Consider the following 23,550-nt stretch of genomic DNA (forward strand, 5'->3'; position numbering starts at 1 on the left):
CGCGCCGTGGCGGCACCGACGACGTCGGGGGCGCGCCATCGCGGCGCGTTCCGTTTCAGGCACAAGGTTTCGCCCAGCGGGCCGGCATGTTGCATCCAACCATGACGGCGTGAGCTGGCAGCAGACGTGAGGGCGCGTGCCGCCCGGCGCGTGGCTGTCCGCGGCCCGCCACGCCTTAGCGCGTTGGCGCCCCCCGGGCGCCGGCAAGGAGAGCCATGTTGAACGCAATCAAGACCTGCCTGCTCGCCAGTATGGTGTGCAGCGTGTTGTACGCCGGCACATCGCTGGCGCAATCCCGCCCCGTCGTTGCCCCTCCCGTGTCCGCCGTCGTCGACCCGCATGCCCCGGTCTACGTGGTCACCTCGCGGGCGACCTGGCAAGGACAGCTGCAGACGATCGCCCCCGACGCCACGTCGCGTCGCGACAGCCTCGGTCGCGAGCTGGTGGTGTCGCGCATCCGCAACCACCAAGTCAGCGATCTGGCCCGGCACGTGCACGAGAACGAGAAGCGATGCGGCGGCTTCTTCGCGTTCGACAGCCAGGCCGCGGCCGACCGCTTCATCCGCGATGACCGCAGCGCCCAGGCGCTGGCACGTGCCTCGCTGGTGGCCTACACCATCGACAACGGCGCCACGGTGAACCCGTGGCTGGGCGCGGTGGATGCGAACCGCATCAAGTCCACGATCACGCACCTGTCCTCGTACACCAATCGCTACTTCAGCGCACCGACCGGCAAAACGTCGGCCGAGTGGATCAAGTCCAACTGGGACAGCATCACCGCCGGTCGCAGCGACATCAGCAGCGAGCTGTTCGCGTGCAGCAACTGCTCGACCCAGCCGTCGGTGATCCTGACGATCCAGGGCGCCGAGCTGCCCAGCGAGATCGTGGTGCTGGGCGCGCACCTGGACTCGATCAACGGCAGTGGCGGCGGCAGCTCGACCCAGGTCGCACCCGGCGCCGACGACGACGCGTCCGGCATCGCCACCCTGACCGAGGTGCTGCAGGTTGCCGTCGCCAACGGCTGGCGGCCCAAGCGCACCGTCAAGTTCATGGGCTACGCGGCCGAGGAAGTTGGCCTGCGCGGGTCCAACGCGATCGCGCAATCGTTTGCGAGCGCGAGCCGCAACGTCGTGGGCGTGCTGCAGCTGGACATGACCAACTACCAGACCGGCGGCACCGAGATGCGGATCGTGTCCGACTACTCGAACGCCGAGATGAAAACCTTCCTGGCCAATCTGTTCGATACCTACCTGGCGCCGCTGGGCATCCAGCGCGGCACCTACACCTGTGGCTACGGCTGTTCCGACCATGCGTCCTGGACCAGCGCGGGCTACCCGGCCGCGATCATGTTCGAGGGCGGCGACAGCGGCGGCGGCTACAACCCCAACATCCACACCACCGGCGACACGCTGGCGAACATGGGCAACACCGCCGCGCCGTCGGCGCATTTCGCGAAGCTCGGCCTGGCCTTCCTCGGCGAGCTCGGCAAGACCGCCGGCACCGGCGGCAACACGCCGCCGGTCGCCAACTTCAGTTCCACCGTCAGTGGGCTGACCGCCACCTTCACCGACAGCTCCAGCGACAGCGACGGCACGATTGCCTCGCGCAGCTGGAATTTCGGTGACGGCACCACCTCCACCGCCACCAACCCCAGCAAGACCTACACCGCGGCCGGTACCTACACCGTCAGCCTGACGGTCACCGACGACGACGGCGCCACCAACACCAAGACCCAGTCGGTCAGCGTGGGCACGGTCGGCAACGTGCTGACCAAGGGCGTGCCGGTGACCGGGCTGAGTGCGGCGGCCGGGGCATCGTTGAACTACACGATGGTGGTGCCCACGGGCGCGAGCAACCTGACCTTCACGATGTCCGGCGGCACCGGCGATGCGGACATGTACGTGAAGTTCGGTAGCGCGCCGACCGACACGGTCTACGACTGCCGTCCGTACACCGGTGGCAACGCCGAGACGTGCACGTTCGCCGCGCCGCAGGCCGGCACGTACCACGTGCGCCTGAAGGGCTACTCGGCATTCTCGGGCGTGAGCCTGGTGGGCGACTACGGCACGGGCGGTGGCGGCACGCAGACCTACAGCAACGCGACGGACTATGCGATTGGCGACAACGCCACCGTCGACAGCCCGATCACCGTGTCCGGCCGTACCGGCAACGCGCCCAGCAACGCTTCGGTGACCGTGGCCATCGTGCACACCTACCAGGGTGATCTGAAGGTCGATCTGGTGGCGCCCGATGGCAGCCTCTACAACCTCCACAACCGCACCGGCGGCAGCGCCGACAACATCAACAAGACGGTCACGCTGAATCTCTCGACCGAAGCGTTGAACGGCACGTGGAAGTTGCGCGTCAACGACAACGCCGGTGGCGACACCGGCAAGATCGACAGCTGGACGATCACCTTCTGACCTTGCCGGCACCCGCCCCGTGAAACAGAACGAAACCCGCCGTGAGGCGGGTTTCGTCTGGGGGAGGGCAGGTTCGCGCGCAGGCATCGCGCCAGTGATCTTCAACGACGCGTGGGTGGCCGGCCCGCGGCGATGCCGTTCGAGACGGCGGACGATGCGCGGATGACCTGGGGGCTCGGCCTCAATCCGCGCGCGGTCGACAGGGCTGTCGTGCCGGAGAACGGCCGTCGCCGCCACAAACACCACCAGCGCCACAAAGCAAAAGCCCACCTTGCGGTGGGCTTCTGGTCTTGCATCGAAGGTGATCGATCCGCTTGCGCGGCAGTAACGCAGTGCCGGGGTGTTCGCGCGGTGCGCGTACGCGCCGCTGCCTTACTTGATCTTGCCTTCCTTGTACGGAACGTGCTTGCGGACGACGGGATCGTACTTCTTGATCTCCATCTTGCCGGGCGTGTTCTTCTTGTTCTTGTCGGTGGTGTAGAAGTGGCCGGTGCCGGCCGTCGAGATCAGGCGGATCTTGTCACGCTTGGAAGCCATGGTTCAGTCCTCCTCAGATCTTTTCGCCGCGGGCGCGGAGCTCGGCGAGAACGGAATCGATACCGTTCTTGTCGATGGTGCGCATGGCAGCAGTGGAAACACGCAGCTTCACCCAACGGTTCTCGGAAGCGACCCAGAAGCGGCGCTCATGGAGGTTCGGGAGGAAACGGCGGCGGGTCTTGTTCATGGCGTGCGAGACGTTGTTACCAGTCGTCGTTCGCTTGCCAGTCACTTGGCATACACGGGACATACGCACCTCGAAAGGACTATTGGTGCTCCCCTTGGCCAGGGGGGCGGCGGCCCCGGCACCCGGCGGACTCCGCGGGCGGCGCGCGATACGGGCTGGAAACGCTGCGGGCAGCGGCTCGCTGTACAGGGGCCGGCCGGAATCGCGCTTCCGGTACGGCTCGGCACCCCGAAAAGCAGGCGCCGGACACAGCGAGCCGCGCATTGTGCCGATGTTTTCCTTGTTTCGCAAGGACTTGCGGGGGGTGCTGGCCCAGGTGGCGACCGGCCGGGGGTGCTGCACCCGAGCCGGCGCGGGGGGTAACCTGTGCGCTGGCCAAGCGGGGCCGGGTGACGGGAGGGCGGCATGGCGATCCGATACGCGAGCTGCAGCTGTGGGCAATTGCGGATGGGCTGCCGGGACGAACCGTTCCTGGTCTCGGTCTGTCATTGCCTGGCCTGCCAGCAGCGCACCGGCAGCGCTTTTGGCATCCAGGCGCGCTTCCAGCGTGACCAGGTGCAGCAGGCCGCGGGCCGCTCGACGATCTACGTGCGCATCTCCGACAGCGGCACCGCGGTGACCTACCACTTCTGCCCGGAATGCGGCAGCACGGTCTACTGGGTGGTCAACGGCGTGCCCGACATGGTGGCCGTGGCGGTCGGCGCGTTTGCCGACCCGGATTTCCCGGCACCGGCCGTGTCGGTGTTCGAAGCCAGCCGCCACGAATGGGTGGGCGTCGGCGGCGACGGGCTCCAGCACAACGACTGAATCGACCGTCGCGCAGGCTTGCCCTAATGGCTCGCCTTCTCGCGGTGCCAGCCGCGGTGACGGATGTCCAGCCACAGGCTGTAGGCCGCGGTGAACGCCGGGAACACGTTCTGGATCACGCCGACCGAGTCCTGCTTCTGCGAGAACACGAAGTAGCTCAGCGTCATCGCGCTGCCGACCAGGCTCATGTACCAGAACAGCCGCGGGATCACCGGCTTGCCTTGCTTGCGCGAGGCGAGGAACTGCACCAGCCAGCGGCCGCCGAACATCAGCGCGCCGGTCAGGCCGATCAGCTTCCACGGCGACATGTGCAGCCCGGTCCATTCGAGCCAGGCGATTGGCGCATTCATGAAGTCGACGGGCATGCTCAGACCTCCTCGAGCCGGGTGACCTTGCCGCGCCGGATCAGCCAGGCCACGCCACGCAGGTCGGCAATCCCGACCAGGGCACGGTTGAGATTGTTGTACTTGGACACGCCGGTACCGCGCGCGCGGTGATTGACCGGCACGCTGACGGTCTTCCAGCCCGCTCGCTGCATCAGCGCCGGCAGGTAGCGGTGCATGTGGTTGAAGTGCGGCAGGTCCAGGAACGCCTCGCGCTCGAACAGCTTGATGCCGCAGCCGGTGTCGGGGGTGGCGTCGCGCAGCATCCGGCTGCGGATCGCGTTGGCCCATTTCGACGCCCAGCGCTTGCTGCCGCTGTCCTGTCGGTTGACGCGCCAGCCGGCGAACAGTTTCACGTCCGGGGAGGACTTCGCGCGTTCGGCGATCAGCTTCGGGATGTCGGCCGGGTCGTTCTGGCCATCGCCGTCGAGCGTGGCGATCCATTCACCGCGCGCGGCCTTGACGCCGTTGCGCACCGCAGTGCTTTGCCCGCTTTGGGTGACGTGGTGGACCACGCGCAGTTCGGGCACCTCGGACTTGAGCTGGCGCAACACCGCAAGGGTGTCGTCGCGCGAGTGGTCGTCGACGTAGACGATCTCGAAATCGCCCCCCTCGGCGGCGGTGCGACCGCGCAGTGCCGCGGTGATCTCGTGCACCAGCGGGGCGACGTTGCCCTGCTCGTTGAACACCGGGACGACGACGGAAAGCCGGGGATTGCTGCTCATGCGTTCTCACCAAAGTACGTGCGGCACCATTCCACCACCGACGGCAGGCCCTGGGCGATGGTGATCGACGGATCGAAGCCGAACGCCGCCTGCGCGCGCGAGGTGTCGGCCATGGTCTCCACCATGTCGCCCGGCTGCATCGGCCGGTAGACCTTCTGCGCGGGGACGCCGGCGGCCTGTTCGATCACCGCGATGAAGTGCTCCAGCTCGACCGGCGTGTGGTTGCCCAGGTTGAACACACGATGCCGGCCCTCGTCGGCCGGCGCGGCGTCGAGCGCGCCGAGCACGCCGGCGACGATGTCGTCGACATGGGTGAAATCGCGCCGCATGCGCCCGTGGTTGAAGACCTCGATCGGGCGCCGCGCAAGCACCGCGCGCGAGAACAGCAGCGGCGCCATGTCGGGCCGGCCCCAGGGGCCGTACACGGTGAAGAAGCGCAACCCGGTCGCGCGCAGGCCGTACAGCTGCGCGTAGGTGTAGGCCATCAGCTCATTGGCCGCCTTGGTGGCCGCGTACAGCGAGCGCGGCTGGTCCACGCGCTGGTCTTCGGAGTACGGCGGCGTCGCCGAATCGCCGTACACCGACGACGAACTCGCGTACACCAGGTGCTGGATGTCGCGGTGCCGGCACAGTTCGAGCACGTTGACGAAGCCGGCGACGTTGCTGTCGACGTAGGCGTGCGGATTGAGCAGCGAGTAGCGCACGCCCGCCTGGGCCGCGAGGTGGATCACGCGGGTGGGGCGGATCTCCCCGAACAGCGCGTCCAGGCCCTCGCGGTCGGTCAGGTCCAGCGTGCGGATATCGACCTGCGGGCACAGCGCGGCGACGCGATCGCGCTTGAGTTGTGGATCGTAGTAGTCGTTGAAGCTGTCGAGCCCCACTACCGTTTCGCCGCGCGCCTGCAGCGCACGACAGGTGTAGGCACCGATGAAGCCGGCTGCGCCGGTGACTAGCGTGACTGGCTTGGACATGGTCTGGCCGTGTGGCGGTGGGCGACAGGGCAACCGGACTGCATCGCGCAGGATCGGCCGTGTCGGGCGATCCTGCCGGTGGTCCGGCGCCGGGCGGTCGCGCAGGATGCGCCTGCGGGTGTCTGAAAAACGTAAATCCGTGGGTGGGTGCCGATTCGTGCTGCGTGCGCGAAGGCGGGTTCTCCCGCCCCGCCTCGCGCCGGTCGGGCGCTACTCGACCTTGCCGCGCAGCTTTTCCAGCACGCCGTCGAGGGAGTCCAGATCGCTGTAATGGATCACCAGGCGACCCTTTCCGCCGCGGCCGTGCAGCACGTTGACCTTGGTGTTCAACGACTCGGACAGCTCGCGCTCGAGCGTGGCGATGTCGGCCTGCGGCTTGGCCTTGATGGGCTTGGGCCGGCCGCCGTTCACCGGCAGCACGCCGGCAGCCAGCAGCTGCACGCGGTGTTCGACCTCGCGCACCGACCAGCCGTTTTCGGCGGCCTGCCGCGCCAGCGCGATCGCCGCCTGCGGCGTCAGCGCGAGCAGGGCGCGGGCATGGCCCATCTCGATGGCGCGGGTTTCCACCAGCACGCGGATTTCGGCCGGAAGCTCCAGCAGGCGCAGCAGGTTGGACACCGCGGCGCGCGAACGGCCCACGGCCTCGGCGGCCTGCGCGTGGGTCAGGTCGAACTCGTCGATCAGCCGCTGCAGCGCGGTGGCTTCTTCGAGCGGGTTGAGGTCTTCGCGCTGGATGTTCTCGATCAGCGCCATCGCGACCACGGTGCGGTCGTCGACCTCGCGCACCACGACCGGGATCTCGATCAGACCGGCCAGCTGCGACGCGCGCCAGCGGCGTTCGCCGGCGATGATTTCGTAAGTCTTGCTGCCGCGGATGCCATCGCCGCGCGCGACCTCGCGCACCACGATCGGCTGGATCACGCCCTGTGCCTTGATCGACTCGGCCAGCTCGCCGAGCTTCTCCTCGTCCCAATGCTTGCGCGGCTGGTACCTGCCGGCGCTGATCGCATCGACCGGCAGGTTGCGCAGCACGTCACTCGGGGTGGCTTCCAATGCCGGTGCCTCGGCGGCGGCCTTCGGGCCGAGCAGGGCTTCCAGGCCGCGACCGAGGCCGCGCTTCTTCGCTGCACTCATGCCGTGGCCTCGCGGGGTTCGGCCTTGCCGGCCTGACGGAGGGCCTGATCGCGCTCGCGCTGGCGGCGCAGCACTTCACCGGCGAGGCCGAGATAGGCCACGCCGCCGCGGCTGGCGCGGTCGTAACCCACGATGCTCTGGCCATGGCTGGGCGCTTCGGCCAGACGGACGTTGCGCGGCACGATGGTGCGGAACACCTTGTCGCCGAAGTGGTTGGTCAGCTCGGCCGACACCGCGTTGGCCAGGTTGTTGCGCACGTCGAACATGGTGCGCAGCACGCCTTCAATTTCCAGGCCCGGGTTGAGCCTGGCCTTGAGCGCTTCGATCGTGTCGAGCAGGGCGCTGATGCCTTCGAGGGCGTAGTACTCGCACTGCATCGGCACGATGATCGAATCGGCCGCGGTCAACGCGTTGAGCGTGAGCAGCGACAGAGCCGGCGGGCAGTCGATCAGGATGTAGTCGTAATGCACGCGCAGTGGGGCCAGCGCGACCTTCAGGCGCTGCTCGCGCGCGTCCTCGTTCATCAGCCGGATTTCGGCCGCGGTGAGTTCGATGTTGCTCGGCAGCAGGTCGAAGTCTTCCTCGGTGCGCACCAGGATCGAGGCCGCGTCGGCCTCGCCGAGCAGCACGTCGCAGACCGAACTTTCGACCGCGCGCTTGTCGATGCCGCTGCCCATCGTCGCGTTGCCCTGCGAGTCGAGATCGACCAGCAGCACCCGCTTGGGTGCGCGGGCGAGCGCGGCCGCGAGGTTGACGGCGGTTGTGGTCTTGCCGACCCCGCCTTTCTGGTTGGCGATGGCGATGATGCGGGCCATGCGGCTCGTCCCCTGCTGTTCGGGCTGTGATGCTGATGAGGGCGACGCAGGCGTCGCACGGACTGGGGATTATGCCCGCTGGGGCGCGCCGATGCGTGTACGGGGCCCGGCCGGGCGACCGGCGAGGCTGCCGTGGGCCGGGCCGATCGACGGGATCGGGCCGCCGGGCCGTGCTTTGGGCCGTGGCCGGGTCGACCGGTGCGTCCGGACTGGGCAGATGGTTCGGGCCGCGCGGCCGCGCGTGGCGGCCGTCGGTGGCACGGTGGGCAGGCCACGCGGCGGGTGGGCCGCGCGCCGCGGGCTCAGTTGCGCGTCACCACCACCAGGTGGCGTTCCGCGTCCAGGCCCGGCACACGCAGCGGGTGCGAGGTCCGAAGCGTCCAGCCGGCCGGCATCGCGTCCAACTCCTCGACGGGGTGGACGCCCTTCATCGCGAGCAGTTGGCCGCCGTCGGCCAGCAGGTGGCCGCCCAGCTCGAGGATCAGCGGAATCGTTGCCAGCGCCCGTGCGGTGATCGCCGCGTACGCGCCCGGCTCATCCAGCGCCTCGATCCGCGATTCGGCCACGCGCACGTCCTTGAGACCGAGTTGGCGCACGGCTTCGCGCATGAACCTCGCCTTCTTGCCGTTGCTCTCGACCAGGGTCACGCGCAGCCCGGGTTTGACGATCGCCAAGGGGATGCCGGGAAGCCCGGCGCCGGTGCCGAGGTCGGCAAGCGCGCCGCCGCTGGCCACCAGGCCGTCGACGTACGGGTGCATGGCCAGCGAATCGAGCAGGTGCTTGGACACCATCTCGCGTGGGTCGCGCACCGCGGTCAGGTTGTAGGTCTTGTTCCAGCGCAGCAACAACGCGAGGTAGTCGAGCAGAGGCGTGGCGAAGGAGCGGTCGAGACCCAGCGTGGCCAGCCCGGATTCGAGCAGGGGACGCAGGTCGGGGGGCAGGGTGGCGGTATTCATCGGGGCGGAAGTATCGCCGATGGCGCCGTCCGGAGGCGGATCGCTGCCGCCGCCGCGTGCCTCAAGGCTGCGTTGCCGCGCGCCACGCGAGGGCGCCCAGGTAGCCCGGCGCGGGCGCCAGTTCCCGCAGTCGCCATTGGTCCGGCGCGCCAAGCTCGGCCGCGCATTCGACCAGGCGCAGGCGACCGGCGTGCTCCTCGAAACGCAGGCGGTCGAGCCCGAACGCCAGGCCGTGGCCGTGCGCCTTGAGCACCGATTCCTTGGCGCACCACAGGCGCAGGAAGGCTCGGGCCTGTGCATCGGCGTCGGGCTGGCCGGCCAGCCAGTCGACCTCGCCCGTCGTGAAATAACGCTGCGCGAGTGCCAGCGCGCGAGGCCGGGCGTGCTCGCGTTCCAGGTCGATCCCCACCTGCAGCCCACTGCCAATCACCACCAGCAGGCCCTCGCCGCTGTGGCTCCAGTTGCAGTCGTGTTCGAGCAGGGGAGTCAGCAGGCGCGGTCGGCCGCGCTCGTCGCGCTGCAGTGGCAGCGCCTCCGGAGCGATCCCCAGTCGCTGCCCCAGCCATTGCCGCGCCTGGTCTTCGGCGGCGACACCGGCATGGCGGTGCAGCCAGCTCCAGGACGGCTCGGACGCGACAAAGGGGAGGGCGTGGGTCGACATGAATGGCGCCAAGGGTCGGCCGCGACGGCGGCAAGACGGGCGGTCAGCGTAAGCTAGTGTGCAGGGGGCGACTACGGTCGCGGGGAACGCACGTTTGAAGAATGCAGCGCCATGGCCGGTCTAGCCGTCACAACGTTTGCATCCACCGAGTTGGCGGATGACACCATCAGACTCTGCCGGTTGACACACGGCGGTGGCGACCGCGCGCTGGTGTTCGACGGTGGACGCGTGGTCGATGTCGACCGGTTCGAGCGCGACGTGCGCGGCGTGGCGGCCTTGCTGCCCGATGCCCGCCACGCGATCAATCTGTGCGAGGACCGCTATCGCTTTCTCGTCGCCTTCTGCGCGGCGATGGTGCGCGGCCAGACCACGCTGCTGCCGCCCTCGCGCGCGCCGGCGGTGATTGGCGACGTCCTCACCCGCCACGCGGCCAGCTACTGCATCGGCGACGGCGAACTCGCGCCGAATCCGCCGCGCTACCTGCGCCTGCCGGTGGAGCTGCCGCAACGCGACGGCGCGCCCCTGCAGGTGGACCGCGATGCGCTGGTCGCGATCGGCTTCACGTCCGGCAGCACCGGGCAGCCGCAACCCAACGCCAAGACCTGGTCCGCGTTCACCGCCAGCACCCGGCAGAACGTCGCCGCGCTGGCCGATCTGCTCGAGGGCGATCGTGCTGCAGTGGTCGCGACCGTTCCGCCGCAGCACATGTACGGCATGGAAATGTCGGTGTTGCTGCCGCTGCTGAGCGCGGTCGCGGTGCACGCCGGTCGCCCGTTCTTCCCCGCCGACATCGCCGCCGCAGTGGCCGAAGCACCCGTGCCGCCGTTGCTGGTCACCACACCGGTGCACCTGCGCGCGCTGGTCGCGTCCGACGTCGTGCTACCGCCGCTGGCGGCAATCGTCTCGGCCACCGCACCGTTGTCGCACGAGCTCGCACGCGCCGCCGAACACCGCTTCGGCTGCGAGGTGCGCGAGGTGTTCGGGTCCACCGAGACCTGCGTGATCGCGCGCCGACGCACCGCGCACGAGATCGCATGGACGCCTCTGCCCGGCGTGCACATCACCGCGCACGAAACCGGCACGGTCATCGCAGCGCCGCACCTGGCGCAGCCCGTCCTGCTCGCCGACCGTTTCGAGCTGCGGGTGGACGGCCGTTTCGAACTGCTGGGTCGCGACGCCGACCTGCTGGAGATCGCCGGCAAGCGTGCCTCGCTGGGCGACCTCACACGCCGTCTGCTCGCCGTGCCCGGCGTGGAAGATGGCGTGGTGTTCCAGCTCGACGCGGCCGATGCCGGTGGCGTGCACCGCATCGCCGCGCTCGCCGTGGCGCCGGGGCTCGATGCGGAAGCCATCCTCGACGCGCTGCGCGCGCATCTGGATCCGGTGTTCCTGCCGCGGCCCTTGCGCTGCGTTGCCGCATTGCCGCGCAACGAAACCGGCAAACTGCCGCGGCACGCACTGCTGGCGTTGATGCAGGGCTGATGGTGTCAACGTCCCGAGGCGCACCACGCGGCGAGCATCCTCACGCGGCGTCCACCTTTCCCAACGCCGACGTGCGCTGACACCCCCGTCACGCAAGCCTCTCCATGATTTCTCCAGCCCGAATGCAGGGCTGTACCTGCAGGTCCTCTGCAGTGACCATTGGAGACAGTCATGGGCATCATCATCTGGTTAATCGTAGGCGGCATCATCGGCTGGCTGGCCAGCATGGTCATGAAGACCGATGGGCAGCAAGGCATCATCCTCAATGTTGTGGTTGGCATCATCGGTGCCTTCATCGGCGGCTGGCTCGGCGGCATGCTGGGCATCGGCGGCGGCGACATCAACGACGGAAACTTCAGCGTCACCGGTCTGCTGATGTCGCTGGTCGGTGCGATCGTCCTGCTGGCGATCGTCAACCTGTTCCGCCGTGGTCGCGTGCGTTGAACACGTCACGCTGAATCACGGTTCCCGGAATCACGTGACGCGGAACCCTGCGACACGTTGAAATGCAGAAGGCCCGGCAATGCCGGGCCTTCTGCGTTGCATGTGCCGTCTCGCGGCGGCGTCGCGCTCGACGGAAGTCAGCCGGCCAGTTCGACCCAGGCGGGCGCGTGGTCGCTGGGACGATCCCAGGTGCGCGGCTCGCGATCGATGCCGGCGGCGGCCGCGTGCGGGCGCAGTGCGTCCGACACCAGGGTCAGGTCGATGCGCAAGCCGAGGTTGCGGCGGAAGCCGGCCTGGCGGTAATCCCACCAGCTGAACTGCCCCGCGTCGTCGTGGTGCAGGCGGAACGCGTCATGCAGGCCGAGCGACTGCAGTCGTGCCAGCGCGGTGCGTTCGGCGGTGGAGGTCAGGATGTGGCCATCGTTCCAGACCTGCGGATCGTGCACGTCCCGATCGTCCGGGGCGATGTTGAAATCACCCAGCAGCACCAGCCGCGGGTGAGCTTGCAGCTCGCTGGACAACCAGCCGTGCACCGCATCCAGCCAGCGCAGCTTGTAGTCGTACTTGTCGGTGCCCACGTCCTGGCCGTTGACCACGTACAGGTTGACGATGCGCACGTCGCCGACGGTCGCGGCGATCACGCGCTGCTGGACGTCATCGAATCCGGGAATGCCCACCTGCACGTCGGCGATCGGCTCGCGCGACAGAATGGCCACGCCGTTGTAGGTCTTCTGCCCGGCGAACACGCTGCGGTAGCCCAGTCCGACCAAGGCCGTGTCGGGGAACCGGTGGTCCTCCAGCTTGGTCTCCTGCAGCGCGACCACGTCGGGCTGGAACTGACCGAGCCATTGTTCGAGGTGCGGCATGCGCACGTTGAGCGAGTTGACGTTCCAGCTGGCGATTTTCATGGCGCGCAGTCTACGCGGCGCGTCGGCAGCCGGCACGTGCGCGGCGATGGCATCATCGTCGGGATTTCCGGACGGGAGTTTCGATGGGCGCGACGAACAACGAGGCGATGCAGCTCCGCAAGGGAGACAGCGACGGCGACCTGGCCGGTTGGGTCGACCTGCGCAGCGACACCGTGACCCAACCGACCGCGGCAATGCGCGCGGCGATGGCGACCGCCGACGTCGGCGACGACGTCTACGGCGAGGACCCCAGCGTCAATGCGCTGCAGGCGCGGCTGGCCGATGAGCTCGGCTTCGACGCCGCGCTGTTCGTGCCCACCGGCACGCAGTCGAACCTGCTGGCGATGCTGGTGCACTGCCAGCGGGGCGACGAATACCTGGTGGGCATGGACGCGCACACCTACAAGTACGAGGGCGGTGGCGCCGCGGTGCTCGGCTCGATCCAGCCGCAGCCGATCGCCCACGCCGCGGACGGCAGCTTGCCGCTGGACGTGGTCGAGGCGGCGATCAAGCCGGTCGATCCGCACTTCGCGCGCACCCGACTGCTGTGCCTGGAGAACACCTGGCACGGGCGGGTGATGTCGCAGGAGTACCTGGCCGCGGCCCGCGAGCTGTGCGATCGGCGCGGTCTCGCGCTGCACCTCGATGGCGCGCGCATGTACAACGCGGCGGTGGCGTCAGGGGTGGCGCCGCGTGAGATCGCACGCCACTTCGACAGCGTCTCGGTCTGCCTCTCCAAGGGGCTGGGCGCGCCGGTGGGCTCGGTGCTGCTGGGCACCCGGGCGCTGATCGACGAGGCGCGCCGCTGGCGCAAGGTCTGTGGCGGCGGCATGCGCCAGGCCGGCATCCTCGCCGCGGCGGCATGGCATGCGCTGGACCACCACGTCGAACGCCTCGCCGACGACCACGCGCGCGCCGCGCGCCTGGCCGACGGCCTGCGCGGACTCGGCGCGATCGCGGTGACCGCGCAACACACCAACATGGTGTTCATCGACGTGCCCACCGAGCGCCTCGAAGCGCTGCGCCGCCACCTCGAGGCCGCGCGCGTGCGCGTCGCCATCGGCTACACGCCCAAGGTGCGACTGGTCACGCACCTGGATGTCGATGACGCCGGCGTGCAGCGCACGATCGACGCCTTCGCGGGGTTTGCCGCGCAGTCGGCCTGAGTTTCCCGCGCGGGCATCGAAGCGGGCGGCATCGTGGCGTACTGCCGCGGGCCGCCCGATCTGCAGGACGGGAGCCGCGCGCCGGCTACTTCGCCAGCCAGCGCACCAGCCGGTCGATCTTGCCGCGGTAGGGCGGCTTGATCAGGTCGGTCGCTGTCCAGCGGCGCTGGTGGAATACCGGCAGCAGCTTGCTGAAGGTGTCGAAGCCGAAGCGGCCGTGAATGGCGCCGATGCCGCTCGGGCCGATGCCGCCGAACGGCAGGCCGTGCGCTCCGAAGTGCAGCAGCGTGTCGTTGACGGTGACACCGCCGGCGAGCGTGCCGGCCAGGATGCGTTCGATGTCGCCGCGGTTGCTACTGAACGGGTACAGCGCCAGCGGGCGGTCGAGCGTGTTGATGCGGGCGATCGCCTCGTCGAGATGGTCGTACGACAGCACCGGCAGGATCGGTCCGAAGATCTCTTCCTGCATCACCTTGCTGTCCGCGCCCGGGTCAACCACCAGCGCCGGTGCAAACAGGCGTTCGTTGGCGCGTCGCGCGCGCGCGGCGTCGTCCTCGCCCGCGGTCAGCGGTTCGATCACCTGCACGCCGCGCATGCGGGCATCGTCCAGGTAGCCCGACAGGCGCGCGTACTGCGCGTCGTTGATGATGCGGGTGTAGTCGCGTGGCGAGCTGAAGTCGCCGTAGCGCGCGCGCAGCTGGGCCTGCAGTGCTTCCAGCAGTTGGTCACGGCGGGCCGCGTCGACCAGCACGTAGTCCACGCCGATGCACGTCTGGCCGGCGTTGAACCACTTGCCCGAGGCGATGCGGGCGGCCGCCAGCTCGATCGGGAAATCCGCGCAGACGATCGCGGGCGCCTTGCCGCCCAGCTCGAGCGTGACCGGCGTGAGGTTGGGCGCGGCGGCGGCCATGACCTTGCGTCCGACGGCGGTGGAGCCGGTGAACAGCAGGTGGTCGAAGCGCAGTGCCGAGAACGCCGCACCCACTTCCGGTCCACCCAGTGCGACCGCGACGCGGTCGGAGGGAAACACCGATGACAACAGCTCGCGCAACCATGCGCTGGTGCGCGGGGTGTGTTCGGACGGCTTCAGGTAGACGTGGTTGCCGGCGGCGATGGCCGACACCAGCGGAACCAGCGCGAGATTCACCGGGTAATTCCAGGGCGCCAGGATGCCGACGACGCCGACCGGCTCCGGACGCACCTCGGCGCGCGCCGGCCAGAACCGCCAGCCAACCGCCGCGCGGCGCGGTCGGGTCCAGCGGCGCAGGTTGCCCAGCGCCTGGTCGATCTCGGCCAGGGTGACCATCGCTTCCGACACCAGGTTCTCGTGCTCGGACCGATGCCCGAAGTCGCCGCGGATGGCCACGTCCATTGCCGGGATCGCCGCCCGGAATGCCTCGCGCAGGCGGACCAGGTCGGCCCGTCGCTGGGCGAGGTCGGGCTTGCGCGCCTGCCAGGCCGCGCGCAGACGCAGACGGGTGGACTCGAGTTGCTCGGTCGGGGTATCGGCGGTGATGTCCATACGGCGGAGTCTAGTCCTTGGGGCCGGGGAAATAGTGATGCGGCGCGGCAGCCCGGAAAAGCCGTCGCATCCGGCAGCCGGCTGCGCGTGGCGCCACGACGTGCAACCTGGCCCCGTCCCCCGGGCGACTACAATGGCGCCCATGGCCATCCGACCCTTCCTCGAACACTTTCCCGCGCTCGGCGAGCGTGTCTACGTCGATCCGGCCGCCACCGTGATCGGCCGGGTCACGCTCGGCGACGACGCCTCGGTCTGGCCGGGCTGCGTGGTCCGCGGCGACGTCAACGAGATCCAGATCGGCGCGCGCACCAACATCCAGGACGGCACCATCGTCCACGTTACCCACGAAGGTCCGTTCACGCGGCCCGGTGGCTTGCCGACCGTGATCGCCAACGACGTCACCATTGGCCACGGCGCGATCATTCATGCCTGCCGACTGGAGGAGTTCTGCCTGGTCGGCATGGGCGCCAAGGTGCTCGATGGCGCCATCGTGCAGCGTCACGGTTTCGTCGGCGCGGGCGCGGTGATCGCGCCGGGGAAAATCGTTGGCGCCGGCGAGTTGTGGCTCGGCAATCCGGCGCGCTTCGTGCGTAAACTCTCCGAACGCGAGATCGAACAGCTGCAGTACAGCGCGCAGCACTATGTCCGGCTCAAGGATCGCTATCTGGGGATGGCAAACACCGGCTAACGCGTGCCGGGCACGACGGCGCCAGCGGCGCCAGTTTCTGGGAGTGGACGAAGCGATGCAGCAACAACCCGGCGGCAGCCCTGCGCACTGTGCCCCGTACGCGTGTCAGATGCCGCACGAAGTGAATCGATCCGTTCTTATGCCCTTGCACGCGGCGCTGGCCGTCACCGACACCACCGCCGTGGCCGCCTGATGCTCGATACCCACCGGGAAGTCGTGACGCCCGAAGGCGTGGCGCTGCACCTGCCCGCCGCGGGGCCAGTGCCGCGCGCGCTCGCCTGGGTGCTCGACTTCGTGATCCGCATGGCCGTGGTGACCCTCGGCGCGATCGTGCTCGCTGCGATGGGCCGTGCGGGTTCGGGCATCCATGCGGTGCTGATCTTCCTGGTCTATTGGTTCTACCCGGTGCTGTTCGAGGCGCTGGGCAACGGCCGTACGCCCGGCAAGCGCGTGCTCGGCTTGCGCGTGGTCGCAGCGAATGGCGCCCCGGTGGGCTGGATGGCGGCGTTCGTGCGCAACCTGCTGCGCACCGTCGACATGCTCCCGTTCGGTTATGCCGTAGGGCTGGTGACCAGCCTGGCCGACCCCTGGGGCCGGCGACTGGGCGACATGGTTGCCGGCACGCTGGTGGTGCATGTCGAACGCGCGCACCCGCCCCTGCCGGGCACGACAACCGGCAGCCAGGCATCACCGGTGCCGTTGCTGCCCCACGAACAGGCGGCGCTGGTGGCCTTCGCCGAACGCGGTCCGCGCCTGACCGCGGCGCGCCAGGTCGAGCTGGCCGAACTCGCCGCGCCGCTGGTGGACAGCACCGGCACGCTCGCCGTGCACCGGTTGTACGCAATTGCCAACTGGCTGTTGGGGCGGCGATGAAGCAGGAACATTTCGTCGAACGCCACCAGGACGAGTGGCTGGCGCTCGAACGCTGGCTGGACGTGCGCTCGAACGCCCGCGACGCCCGCGCGAAGCGACGCGAGTGGCACGGCTTCGCCGACCACGAGTTCCCGTCGCGCTACCGGCGCCTGTGCCAGCAGCTCGCGCTTGCGCGCCGGCGTGGTTACAGCCCGGTGCTGGCCTCGCGCCTGCAGACCATCATGCAGCGTGGCCACAGCCTGCTCTACCGCACGCCGACGGCACGCTGGACGCGCGCGGGCGAGTTCCTGCTGGCCGACTTCCCTCGCCTCGTGCGGGCCGAACGTGCCTGCATGTTCGCCGCCGCGTTGCTGTTCTGGGTGCCGCTGCTGGCCACCTTCGCCGCGATCGTCTGGAAGCCCGAGCTGGCCAGCGCGCTGTTCGAGCCGCGTGAGCTGGCGGAGTTCGAGTCGATGTACGACCCTGCCGACCCGTCGCGGGCGCTCGGGCGCGACGACGGCACCGACCTTGCGATGTTCGGCCATTACATCTGGAACAACGTCAGTATCGGCTTCCGCACCTTCGCCACCGGCCTGCTGGCGGCGATCGGCACGGTGTTCGTGCTGCTGTTCAACGGGCTGGTGATCGGCGGCGTCGCCGGCCACCTGCAGGCGGTCGGGCACGGCGATCCGTTCTGGCGCTTCGTCGCCGGCCATTCGGCGCCGGAGCTGACCGCAATCGTGATCGCCGGTGGCGCAGGCCTCCGGCTGGGTCTCAATCTCGTCGCGCCGGGCCAGCGCCGGCGCATCGACGCGCTGGTCGAAGGCGGCATGCGTGGCGCACGGCTGTGCCTGGGAGTGCTGGCGATGCTGGTGTTCGCCGCCTTCGTCGAAGCGTTCTGGTCGTCGATCGGCTGGATGCCCGCGTGGATCAAGTACACCGTCGGCGCCGGTCTGTGGACGCTGACCGGGCTGTGGCTTGGCCTGGGCGGTCGCAACCTCGCTGTCGATGCTGCCGGCGACGGGGTGGCGCGATGAAGATCGAGGCACTGACCGTGGCGTTGCGGCCACGCACGGCGTGGGAGGCGGTCGAACTGGGCACGGCCCTGGTGCGCACTCACGCGGGCGCGGTGTGGAAGCCGTGGCTGCTGCTGAGTGTGCCGGTGCTGTTGCTGCTGAACCTGCTCACGTGGTCGATCGGCGCGGTGTGGCTGGCGGGGCTGCTGATGTGGTGGCTCAAGCCGGTGTTCGACCAGTCCGTGCTGTTCGTGCTGTCGCGCGCGGTGTTCGGCGATGTGCCCGGCACGGGTGCGGCCGTCGCCGCGCCATGGCGCTGGGGGCGGCACTGGTGGTTGCCGTACCTGACCTGGCGGCGGTTGAGTCCGGCGCGGTCGCTCTACTTGCCGGTGGATCTGCTCGAAGGCGCGCGCGGCGATGTCGCCAGGCAACGGCGCAGTGCGATCGGCGCACCGGTGTACGGCGTCGCCGCGTTGCTGACGGCGGTGTGCCTGGAGTTCATCGCTGCCTTGGCGATCGGCATCGTGCTGTCGGTCTGGATGTTCGTTCCCGAACAATGGCTGCCCGAATCGGCACGCTGGGCTGGTGCGCTGCTGGAGAGCGCGCCGGACTGGCTGATGATCACCTTCAACCTGGTGGCGTGGGCCGCGACCTGTGTGATCGAGCCGTTCTACGTCGGTGCCGGCCTCGGCCTGTACCTCAATCGGCGCACGGAGATCGAGGCCTGGGACATCGAGATCGTGCTGCGCCGCCTGCGCACCCGGCTGACCGCGGCCGCGCCGCTGGCGCTGGTGCTGGTGCTGGCCGTGCTGGCTGCCGGGCTGCTGCCGATGGCGCCGGCGCGCGCGCAGGACGCCGCCATCGCGCCGTCCACCGCGCCGTCCTCCGGCGCGCGCGCGCTGCCGGTGGTCGCCCCGTCGCCTGGCACCCCGACCAACGCGCCGGCACTGCCGCCCGAGCGCGATGAATCGTCAGAAGACGATGACGCTGGTCGCGTCGCCGAAGCGGCCGCAGCCGGAGAAGAAGCCGACGCCGCCGCAGCAGCAGGCAAAAAGAAGCCACGTCGCAAGGCCGAGGTCGTGCGCCCGCCGACGCTGCCGCCGGTGTTCGGCCCACAGTTCGTCGACGACGCGGGCCTGCGCAAGGCGGTCAAGCAGGCCTATGCCGATCCCAGCGTGACGCCCAAGCGCAAGGTCATGAGGTGGCAGCCGCGCGAGAAGGACACGCCGTCGGACAAGAAGATCAGGAACCCGGCCATGGAGAAATTCCTGGCCGCCCTGGCGGGCGCGGCTGCGGCGATCGGCGAGTACGGACTCTGGGTGCTGCTGGGCCTGCTGGTGCTGGCGTTGCTGGTGACCGCCCCGCGCTGGCTGCCGTGGCTGCGCACCGGCGTGTCGATGCCGCGCCGTCAGCACGGCCACGTCCACGAGCAGGATGCGCCACCGCCGGCGCCGTTGCCCGAGGATCCGGTCAGCGCGATCCGGCGCCTGTGGCTGGCCGGTCGCGCCCGTGACGCGCTGGCACTGATGTACCGCGCCAGCGTCGCGGCGATGAGCGTTCGCGCCGACGTGATGCTGGTGCCCGGCGCCACCGAGGCCCAATGCCTGCGAGCGTCGCGGCGCATGCCCGAGGCCGCCGACCGGGAGGCATTCGCCGATGCGGTTCGCCTGTGGCAATACGCCGCGTACGCCGGCCGGTTGCCGACGCAGGACGAGTTCGACGGCGTGCTGGGCGCATGCCGCCAGCGTTTCGGGTGGCCGGCATGAAGGCGCGGGCAGTGTGGATGGTGCTTGCCGGCCTGGCGGTAGCGGCGCTGGTCGCAGGCGGCGTGGTGTGGTGGAAACACAACTACAAGCAGGTGGAAGAGGAAATCGAACTGCCGCGCACCGGCGAGATCATCTGGAATCCGTTGTACGTGCTGGGTCTGGCACTGAAGAAGGACGGCCTCCAGGTCCAGTCGCGCCAGCGCCTGCTTGGCGGTAGCTCCGGCCTGGGCCGGCGCGACACGGTGGTGCTGTACGGCGATCCACAACAGCTCGACGCGGCCGAAAGCCGTCAGCTGCTGGCCTGGGTCGCCGCGGGTGGCCACCTGGTGATGCGCACCTCGCAGCCGCAGCCGTTCGATGACCTGCGGCCAACGCCGCTGTTCGACGCGCTGGGCGTCGCGCTGATCGAACCGGATCGGGGCAGCGATGAGGACGAGGAAGACGCTCGATCGACCTGCACCGCGATGTACGTGCCCGGGCAGGAATCGCACGTGGAGTTCTGCGGCGGACGCCAATTCGTCCTCACCGGCGCCGGACCGCTGCGCAGCTGGGGCGACCCCGAGAGCGGCTACGTCTACGCGCGCGTCGTGCACGGCCGCGGCCACGTCGACGTCGCCGCCGAGCTGGACTTCCTGCGCAACGACAGCATCGACGACGTTCCCCACGTCGCCCTGGCCAGGCAGATCCTGGCGCCGAACTACCGCGCCGGCACCGTTCACCTCATCTACGCCGGCGCGCTGCCGTCGATCTGGGAGTTGCTGCTGCAGCGCGCCTGGATGGCCTGGCTGCCGATGCTGCTGGTGCTGTTGGGTTGGCTGTGGCGACGCACGCAACGTTTCGGCCCGCTGCTGCCTTCGCCGAGCGCGGAGCGCCGCTCGCTGCTCGAACACATCGTCGCCAGCGGCCAGCACGCCTGGCGCTACGGCTATGGCCACGTGTTGCATGCCGCCGCGCGCGAGGCGTTCCTGACGCGCCTGCGGCGCCGCGACCCACAGGCCGCCGCGCTCGAAGGCGAGGTGCAGGTCGCGCAGATCGCGCAGCGCCTGCAGTGTTCGCCGGCCGAGATCCGCGACGCGCTGGCCACGCCAGTGGCGCGTGACGCCAACGCTTTCCGTACCCGCATCGCCACCCTGATCCGACTGAGAAACCAGCTATGACGCCTGCCGACGCCACTCCGATGTCGCCGCCCGCCGCCGGTCACGCGCCGATGGTTGGCGCCGCTTCCACCGAACGTGCGCCGATCACCGGCGCCGCCCTGGCCGAACGCGTCGCCGCCGTGCGCGACGAAGTGTCGAAGGCCTTCATCGGCCAGGGCGAGGCACTCGACCAGATCCTGATCGCGCTGCTCGCCGGCGGCCACGTGCTGATCGAGGGCGTGCCGGGCCTGGGCAAGACGCTGCTGGTGCGCGCGTTGGCCAAGACCCTGGACTGCGGCTACGCGCGCGTGCAGTTCACCCCCGACCTGATGCCCAGCGACATCAGCGGCCACGCGGTGTACGACCCCAAGACCGAGAGCTTCAACATCCGCCGCGGCCCGGTGTTCACCAACCTGCTGCTGGCCGACGAGATCAACCGCGCACCGGCCAAGACCCAGTCGGCGCTGCTCGAGGCGATGGCCGAGCGACAGGTCACCATCGAGGGCCACAGTTTCGAGTTGCCGCCGCCGTTCCTGGCCATGGCCACGCAGAACCCGGTCGAACAGGAGGGCACCTATCCGCTGCCCGAGGCACAGCTCGACCGCTTCCTGCTCAAGGTGCTGATCGGCTACCCCAGCCGCGACGACGAAAAGCGCATGGTGGCCTCGGTCAGCCAGGGCCGAACCGCATCGGACTTCGACCTGTCGCAATTGCGCCGCGTGGTGGGTCCGGACGAGATCGTCGCGATGCAGGCAGGCACCGCGCTGGTGACCCTGGACGATGCGGTGATCGACTACGCAGTGCGGATCACCGCGGCAACGCGCGAATGGGCCGGCATCTCGCTCGGCGCCGGACCGCGCGGCAGCCTTGCGCTGGTGCGAGCGGGGCGTGCGCAGGCGGTGCTGTCGGGCCGTGACTTCGTGACCCCCGACGACATCCGCGAGATCGCCAAGCCCGCGTTGCGCCATCGCATCGCGCTGGCCCCGGAGCTGCAGATCGAAGGCCAGTCGGTCGACGACGTGCTGCAGGCGCTGCTGGCCAAGGTCGAAGCCCCGCGTCGATGAACCGACCCGTACAACCCGGGCCCGCCGCAACGGCGCAGGCACCCGGTGCGGCGCCGTCGTTGGTGCAGGCGCCGCCTGGCGTCGCGGCGCGCACGCTGCCGCGCCCGGGCACGGGGCTGCTCCTGCTGTTGCTGGGTTGGGGGTTGCTCGGTCTGGTGGTGAGCGTCGGCGTCTTGCCGGCGCGGGCCTGGCAGGGTGCGGGCGTCGGATTGCTGCTGCTGATGCTGATCGACGGTGCGCGGCTGCTGGTTGCCGCCACGCCGCACGTCACCCGGCGTCTCCACGACACCTGGCCGGTGGGTGTCGAGCGCGAGGTCGTGCTCGAACTCGACGCCGCCACCCCCGTGACGGTCGACGTGTTCGACCTGCACCCCGGTGGCTGGGTCATGCACGGCCTGCCACGGCGTCTTCGCCTGCAACCGGGCAAGCTCAGCAGCGTGGGCTACCAGTTGCGGGCCAACGAACGCGGCGACTTCGCCTTTGCCGGCACGCACCTGCACCTGCATTCGCCGTGGCGTCTGTGGAGCCAGCTGCGTGGCGGCGGGCAGGCGCAACCGGTGCGGGTGTTCCCGAACTTCGCGCCGCTGGCACGCTTTGCGATGTTCAGCGCCGAGCAGGCCTCGCGCCTGGTCGGCGCGCACCTCAAGCGTCGACGCGGCGAGGGCACCGACTTCCACCAGATGCGCGACTACCGCGTCGGCGACAGCCTGCGCCAAATCGACTGGAAGGCCACGGCGCGCGCGCGTCGGCTGATCTCGCGCGAGTACCAGGACGAGCGCAACCAGCAACTGGTGCTCTTGCTGGACACCGGCCGCCGCCTGCTGGCGCGCGATGGCGAGCTGGCCCATTTCGACCACGTGCTCGATGCGGCGCTGGTGGTGGCCTATCTCGCGCTGCGCCAGGGCGATGCGGCCGGTCTGCTGGCCAGCGGCGGCGACCACTGCTGGGTGCCGCCTCGCCGTGGCGTTGCCGCGATCGACCAACTGCTGCGGGCGAGCTACGCCCTGCAGCCGCAAGCGGTGGCCACCGATTTCCTGCAGGCCGCCACCGAGTTGAGCCTGCGCCAGAACCGCCGCTCGCTGGTGATGCTGGTGACCAACCTGCGCGACGAGGACATGGACGACCTGCTGGTTGCGGTGCGCATGCTGCGTCGCCGCCATGTGGTGTGCGTGGCCAGCCTGCGCGAAGCATCGCTGGATGCCGCGCTCGCCGACGACGTGCACGATCTCCCCGGCGCGATCCGCGCGGGCGCGACCGCGCAGTACTTGCAGCAACGCGCCGCCGCCCACGAGGCACTGCGCAACCACGGCGTGATGGTGCTCGACGTCGCCTGCGAGCACCTGGCGGGCGCACTGGTCGAGAAGTACCTCGCGGTGAAGCGCGACGGCCTGCTGTAGCGCTGAGGCCACGCGATGCGGCGACATCGCGCGGATGCGGATGGACATACGCCCTCGCGCTTGCTTGCCTCGCTCGGCCTCAGGCCCGGCGCGGCATGCTCACTTGGCGTCAACGGGCCCTAGGGCCGGGTTGCCAGCTCCAGTGCCAGCAAGCCCGCCATCGCCGCCTGGCGATTGCTACCGCACATCTCCGCCGAGGGCTGCAGCGAAGCGCAGAACGCGGGCCGTTCGGGGTGGCCGAACAGCCGGCAACGCAGGTACTCGTCCAGCTGCACGCAGGCCACGCCGGCCGGCTTGCCGTCGGGCATGCCCGGAATCGGCGAGGTGATCGACGGCGCCGTGCAGCACGCGCCGCAACCGGTGCGGCAAGCGAACGCCGCGAGGCCGACCACCGGCACGGCCGCCACCAAATGCGCGTCGATGGGAATCATGCGGACCACGTCATCACGACCACGCCACGCCGGCGCGGGCCACGCCCGGCAACGCCACGTGCGCGGGTGTTGATTCGCC

24 protein-coding genes are annotated in these 23,550 nt (G+C 69.6%); 12 read left to right on the forward strand and 12 right to left on the reverse strand.

What is annotated here, in order from left to right; genetic code table 11:
* The first annotated feature begins 215 nt into the window (after positions 1–215).
* Positions 216–2,423, forward strand: a complete 2,208-nt coding sequence (locus EER27_RS10565; protein WP_123088054.1) for a M20/M25/M40 family metallo-hydrolase — start codon at positions 216–218, stop codon at positions 2,421–2,423.
* Positions 2,424–2,795: 372 nt separating this feature from the next.
* Here EER27_RS10565 and rpmG read toward each other — a convergent pair whose 3' ends face one another.
* Positions 2,796–2,960, reverse strand: a complete 165-nt coding sequence (gene rpmG / locus EER27_RS10570) for a 50S ribosomal protein L33 (RefSeq protein ID WP_123088055.1) — start codon at positions 2,958–2,960, stop codon at positions 2,796–2,798.
* Between the two features lie 13 nt (positions 2,961–2,973).
* Positions 2,974–3,210 carry a 50S ribosomal protein L28 gene (rpmB, locus tag EER27_RS10575; RefSeq protein ID WP_123088056.1) on the reverse strand — a complete coding sequence of 79 codons (237 nt, stop codon included), beginning with the start codon at positions 3,208–3,210 and terminating at the stop codon, positions 2,974–2,976.
* 342 nt (positions 3,211–3,552) lie between these two features.
* Here rpmB and EER27_RS10580 point away from each other — a divergent pair, with 342 nt between their 5' ends.
* Positions 3,553–3,954 carry a GFA family protein gene (locus tag EER27_RS10580; RefSeq protein WP_123088057.1) on the forward strand — a complete coding sequence of 134 codons (402 nt, stop codon included), beginning with the start codon at positions 3,553–3,555 and terminating at the stop codon, positions 3,952–3,954.
* Between the two features lie 23 nt (positions 3,955–3,977).
* Here the strand turns inward: EER27_RS10580 and EER27_RS10585 are convergent, their stop codons facing one another.
* The 7 genes from EER27_RS10585 to EER27_RS10615 form a co-directional block, all read right to left on the reverse strand.
* A complete protein-coding gene (locus EER27_RS10585; protein ID WP_123088058.1) occupies positions 3,978–4,319 on the reverse strand; it encodes a lipid-A-disaccharide synthase N-terminal domain-containing protein in 342 nt (113 codons plus the stop codon).
* Between the two features lie 2 nt (positions 4,320–4,321).
* Complete coding sequence (locus tag EER27_RS10590) at positions 4,322–5,062, reverse strand: glycosyltransferase family 2 protein (protein ID WP_123088059.1); 741 nt, start codon at positions 5,060–5,062, stop codon at positions 4,322–4,324.
* Entirely contained in the window at positions 5,059–6,033 is a 975-nt protein-coding gene (locus EER27_RS10595; RefSeq protein WP_123088060.1) for an NAD-dependent epimerase/dehydratase family protein, read from the reverse strand. Before EER27_RS10595 ends, EER27_RS10590 begins: the two co-directional genes overlap by 4 nt.
* A gap of 210 nt (positions 6,034–6,243) precedes the next feature.
* The gene (locus tag EER27_RS10600) at positions 6,244–7,167 is read right to left on the reverse strand and encodes a ParB/RepB/Spo0J family partition protein (RefSeq protein WP_123088061.1); all 924 of its coding nucleotides are present in this window, start codon (positions 7,165–7,167) and stop codon (positions 6,244–6,246) included.
* Positions 7,164–7,982, reverse strand: a complete 819-nt coding sequence (locus tag EER27_RS10605; protein WP_123088062.1) for a ParA family protein — start codon at positions 7,980–7,982, stop codon at positions 7,164–7,166. The genes EER27_RS10600 and EER27_RS10605 overlap by 4 nt, the downstream gene beginning before the upstream one ends.
* 302 nt (positions 7,983–8,284) lie before the next feature.
* Positions 8,285–8,938 (reverse strand): 16S rRNA (guanine(527)-N(7))-methyltransferase RsmG, encoded by a 654-nt coding sequence (gene rsmG / locus EER27_RS10610; protein WP_123088063.1) that lies wholly within the window; start codon positions 8,936–8,938, stop codon positions 8,285–8,287.
* A gap of 61 nt (positions 8,939–8,999) precedes the next feature.
* Positions 9,000–9,599 (reverse strand): 4'-phosphopantetheinyl transferase family protein, encoded by a 600-nt coding sequence (locus tag EER27_RS10615; protein WP_123088064.1) that lies wholly within the window; start codon positions 9,597–9,599, stop codon positions 9,000–9,002.
* A 180-nt stretch (positions 9,600–9,779) separates the two neighbouring features.
* On the opposite strand from EER27_RS10615, the gene EER27_RS10620 reads away from it, so the two are divergent.
* Together EER27_RS10620 and EER27_RS10625 are read left to right on the forward strand one after the other, a co-directional pair.
* Positions 9,780–11,081 carry an AMP-binding protein gene (locus EER27_RS10620; protein ID WP_425480837.1) on the forward strand — a complete coding sequence of 434 codons (1,302 nt, stop codon included), beginning with the start codon at positions 9,780–9,782 and terminating at the stop codon, positions 11,079–11,081.
* A 171-nt stretch (positions 11,082–11,252) separates the two neighbouring features.
* Positions 11,253–11,525 carry a GlsB/YeaQ/YmgE family stress response membrane protein gene (locus tag EER27_RS10625; RefSeq protein ID WP_123088066.1) on the forward strand — a complete coding sequence of 91 codons (273 nt, stop codon included), beginning with the start codon at positions 11,253–11,255 and terminating at the stop codon, positions 11,523–11,525.
* A 137-nt stretch (positions 11,526–11,662) separates the two neighbouring features.
* On the opposite strand, the gene xth is transcribed toward EER27_RS10625, so the two are convergent.
* Entirely contained in the window at positions 11,663–12,433 is a 771-nt protein-coding gene (xth, locus tag EER27_RS10630) for an exodeoxyribonuclease III (protein ID WP_123088067.1), read from the reverse strand.
* Between the two features lie 107 nt (positions 12,434–12,540).
* On the opposite strand from xth, the gene ltaE reads away from it, so the two are divergent.
* Positions 12,541–13,599: a low-specificity L-threonine aldolase gene (gene ltaE, locus EER27_RS10635; protein WP_123088185.1), complete on the forward strand. Its 1,059-nt coding sequence runs from the start codon at positions 12,541–12,543 to the stop codon at positions 13,597–13,599.
* Positions 13,600–13,684: 85 nt separating this feature from the next.
* On the opposite strand, the gene EER27_RS10640 is transcribed toward ltaE, so the two are convergent.
* Positions 13,685–15,115, reverse strand: coding sequence for a coniferyl aldehyde dehydrogenase (locus EER27_RS10640; RefSeq protein WP_425480838.1), 1,431 nt, complete (start codon positions 15,113–15,115; stop codon positions 13,685–13,687).
* 148 nt (positions 15,116–15,263) lie between these two features.
* Here EER27_RS10640 and EER27_RS10645 point away from each other — a divergent pair, with 148 nt between their 5' ends.
* The 7 genes from EER27_RS10645 to EER27_RS10675 all read left to right on the forward strand — a co-directional run bounded on the left by EER27_RS10645 (position 15,264) and on the right by EER27_RS10675 (position 23,040).
* Entirely contained in the window at positions 15,264–15,809 is a 546-nt protein-coding gene (locus EER27_RS10645; RefSeq protein WP_425480834.1) for a gamma carbonic anhydrase family protein, read from the forward strand.
* 192 nt (positions 15,810–16,001) lie between these two features.
* Positions 16,002–16,682 carry an RDD family protein gene (locus EER27_RS10650; protein ID WP_123088070.1) on the forward strand — a complete coding sequence of 227 codons (681 nt, stop codon included), beginning with the start codon at positions 16,002–16,004 and terminating at the stop codon, positions 16,680–16,682.
* The gene (locus EER27_RS10655; RefSeq protein WP_123088071.1) at positions 16,679–17,698 is read left to right on the forward strand and encodes a stage II sporulation protein M; all 1,020 of its coding nucleotides are present in this window, start codon (positions 16,679–16,681) and stop codon (positions 17,696–17,698) included. The genes EER27_RS10650 and EER27_RS10655 overlap by 4 nt, the downstream gene beginning before the upstream one ends.
* Positions 17,695–19,443 (forward strand): DUF4129 domain-containing protein, encoded by a 1,749-nt coding sequence (locus EER27_RS10660; protein ID WP_123088072.1) that lies wholly within the window; start codon positions 17,695–17,697, stop codon positions 19,441–19,443. Before EER27_RS10655 ends, EER27_RS10660 begins: the two co-directional genes overlap by 4 nt.
* The gene (locus tag EER27_RS10665) at positions 19,440–20,600 is read left to right on the forward strand and encodes a DUF4350 domain-containing protein (protein ID WP_123088186.1); all 1,161 of its coding nucleotides are present in this window, start codon (positions 19,440–19,442) and stop codon (positions 20,598–20,600) included. Before EER27_RS10660 ends, EER27_RS10665 begins: the two co-directional genes overlap by 4 nt.
* Positions 20,601–20,650: 50 nt before the next feature.
* Positions 20,651–21,643: an AAA family ATPase gene (locus EER27_RS10670; protein ID WP_123088187.1), complete on the forward strand. Its 993-nt coding sequence runs from the start codon at positions 20,651–20,653 to the stop codon at positions 21,641–21,643.
* On the forward strand, positions 21,640–23,040 hold the full coding sequence (locus EER27_RS10675) for a DUF58 domain-containing protein (protein WP_123088073.1): 1,401 nt from the start codon (positions 21,640–21,642) through the stop codon (positions 23,038–23,040). The genes EER27_RS10670 and EER27_RS10675 overlap by 4 nt, the downstream gene beginning before the upstream one ends.
* A 119-nt stretch (positions 23,041–23,159) precedes the next feature.
* On the opposite strand, the gene EER27_RS10680 is transcribed toward EER27_RS10675, so the two are convergent.
* Positions 23,160–23,471, reverse strand: a complete 312-nt coding sequence (locus EER27_RS10680; RefSeq protein ID WP_123088074.1) for a YkgJ family cysteine cluster protein — start codon at positions 23,469–23,471, stop codon at positions 23,160–23,162.
* Positions 23,472–23,550: the final 79 nt, after the last annotated feature.

Origin of the sequence: Montanilutibacter psychrotolerans (assembly GCF_003719825.1) — a bacterium.
GTDB classification, from domain to species: domain Bacteria; phylum Pseudomonadota; class Gammaproteobacteria; order Xanthomonadales; family Xanthomonadaceae; genus Montanilutibacter; species Montanilutibacter psychrotolerans.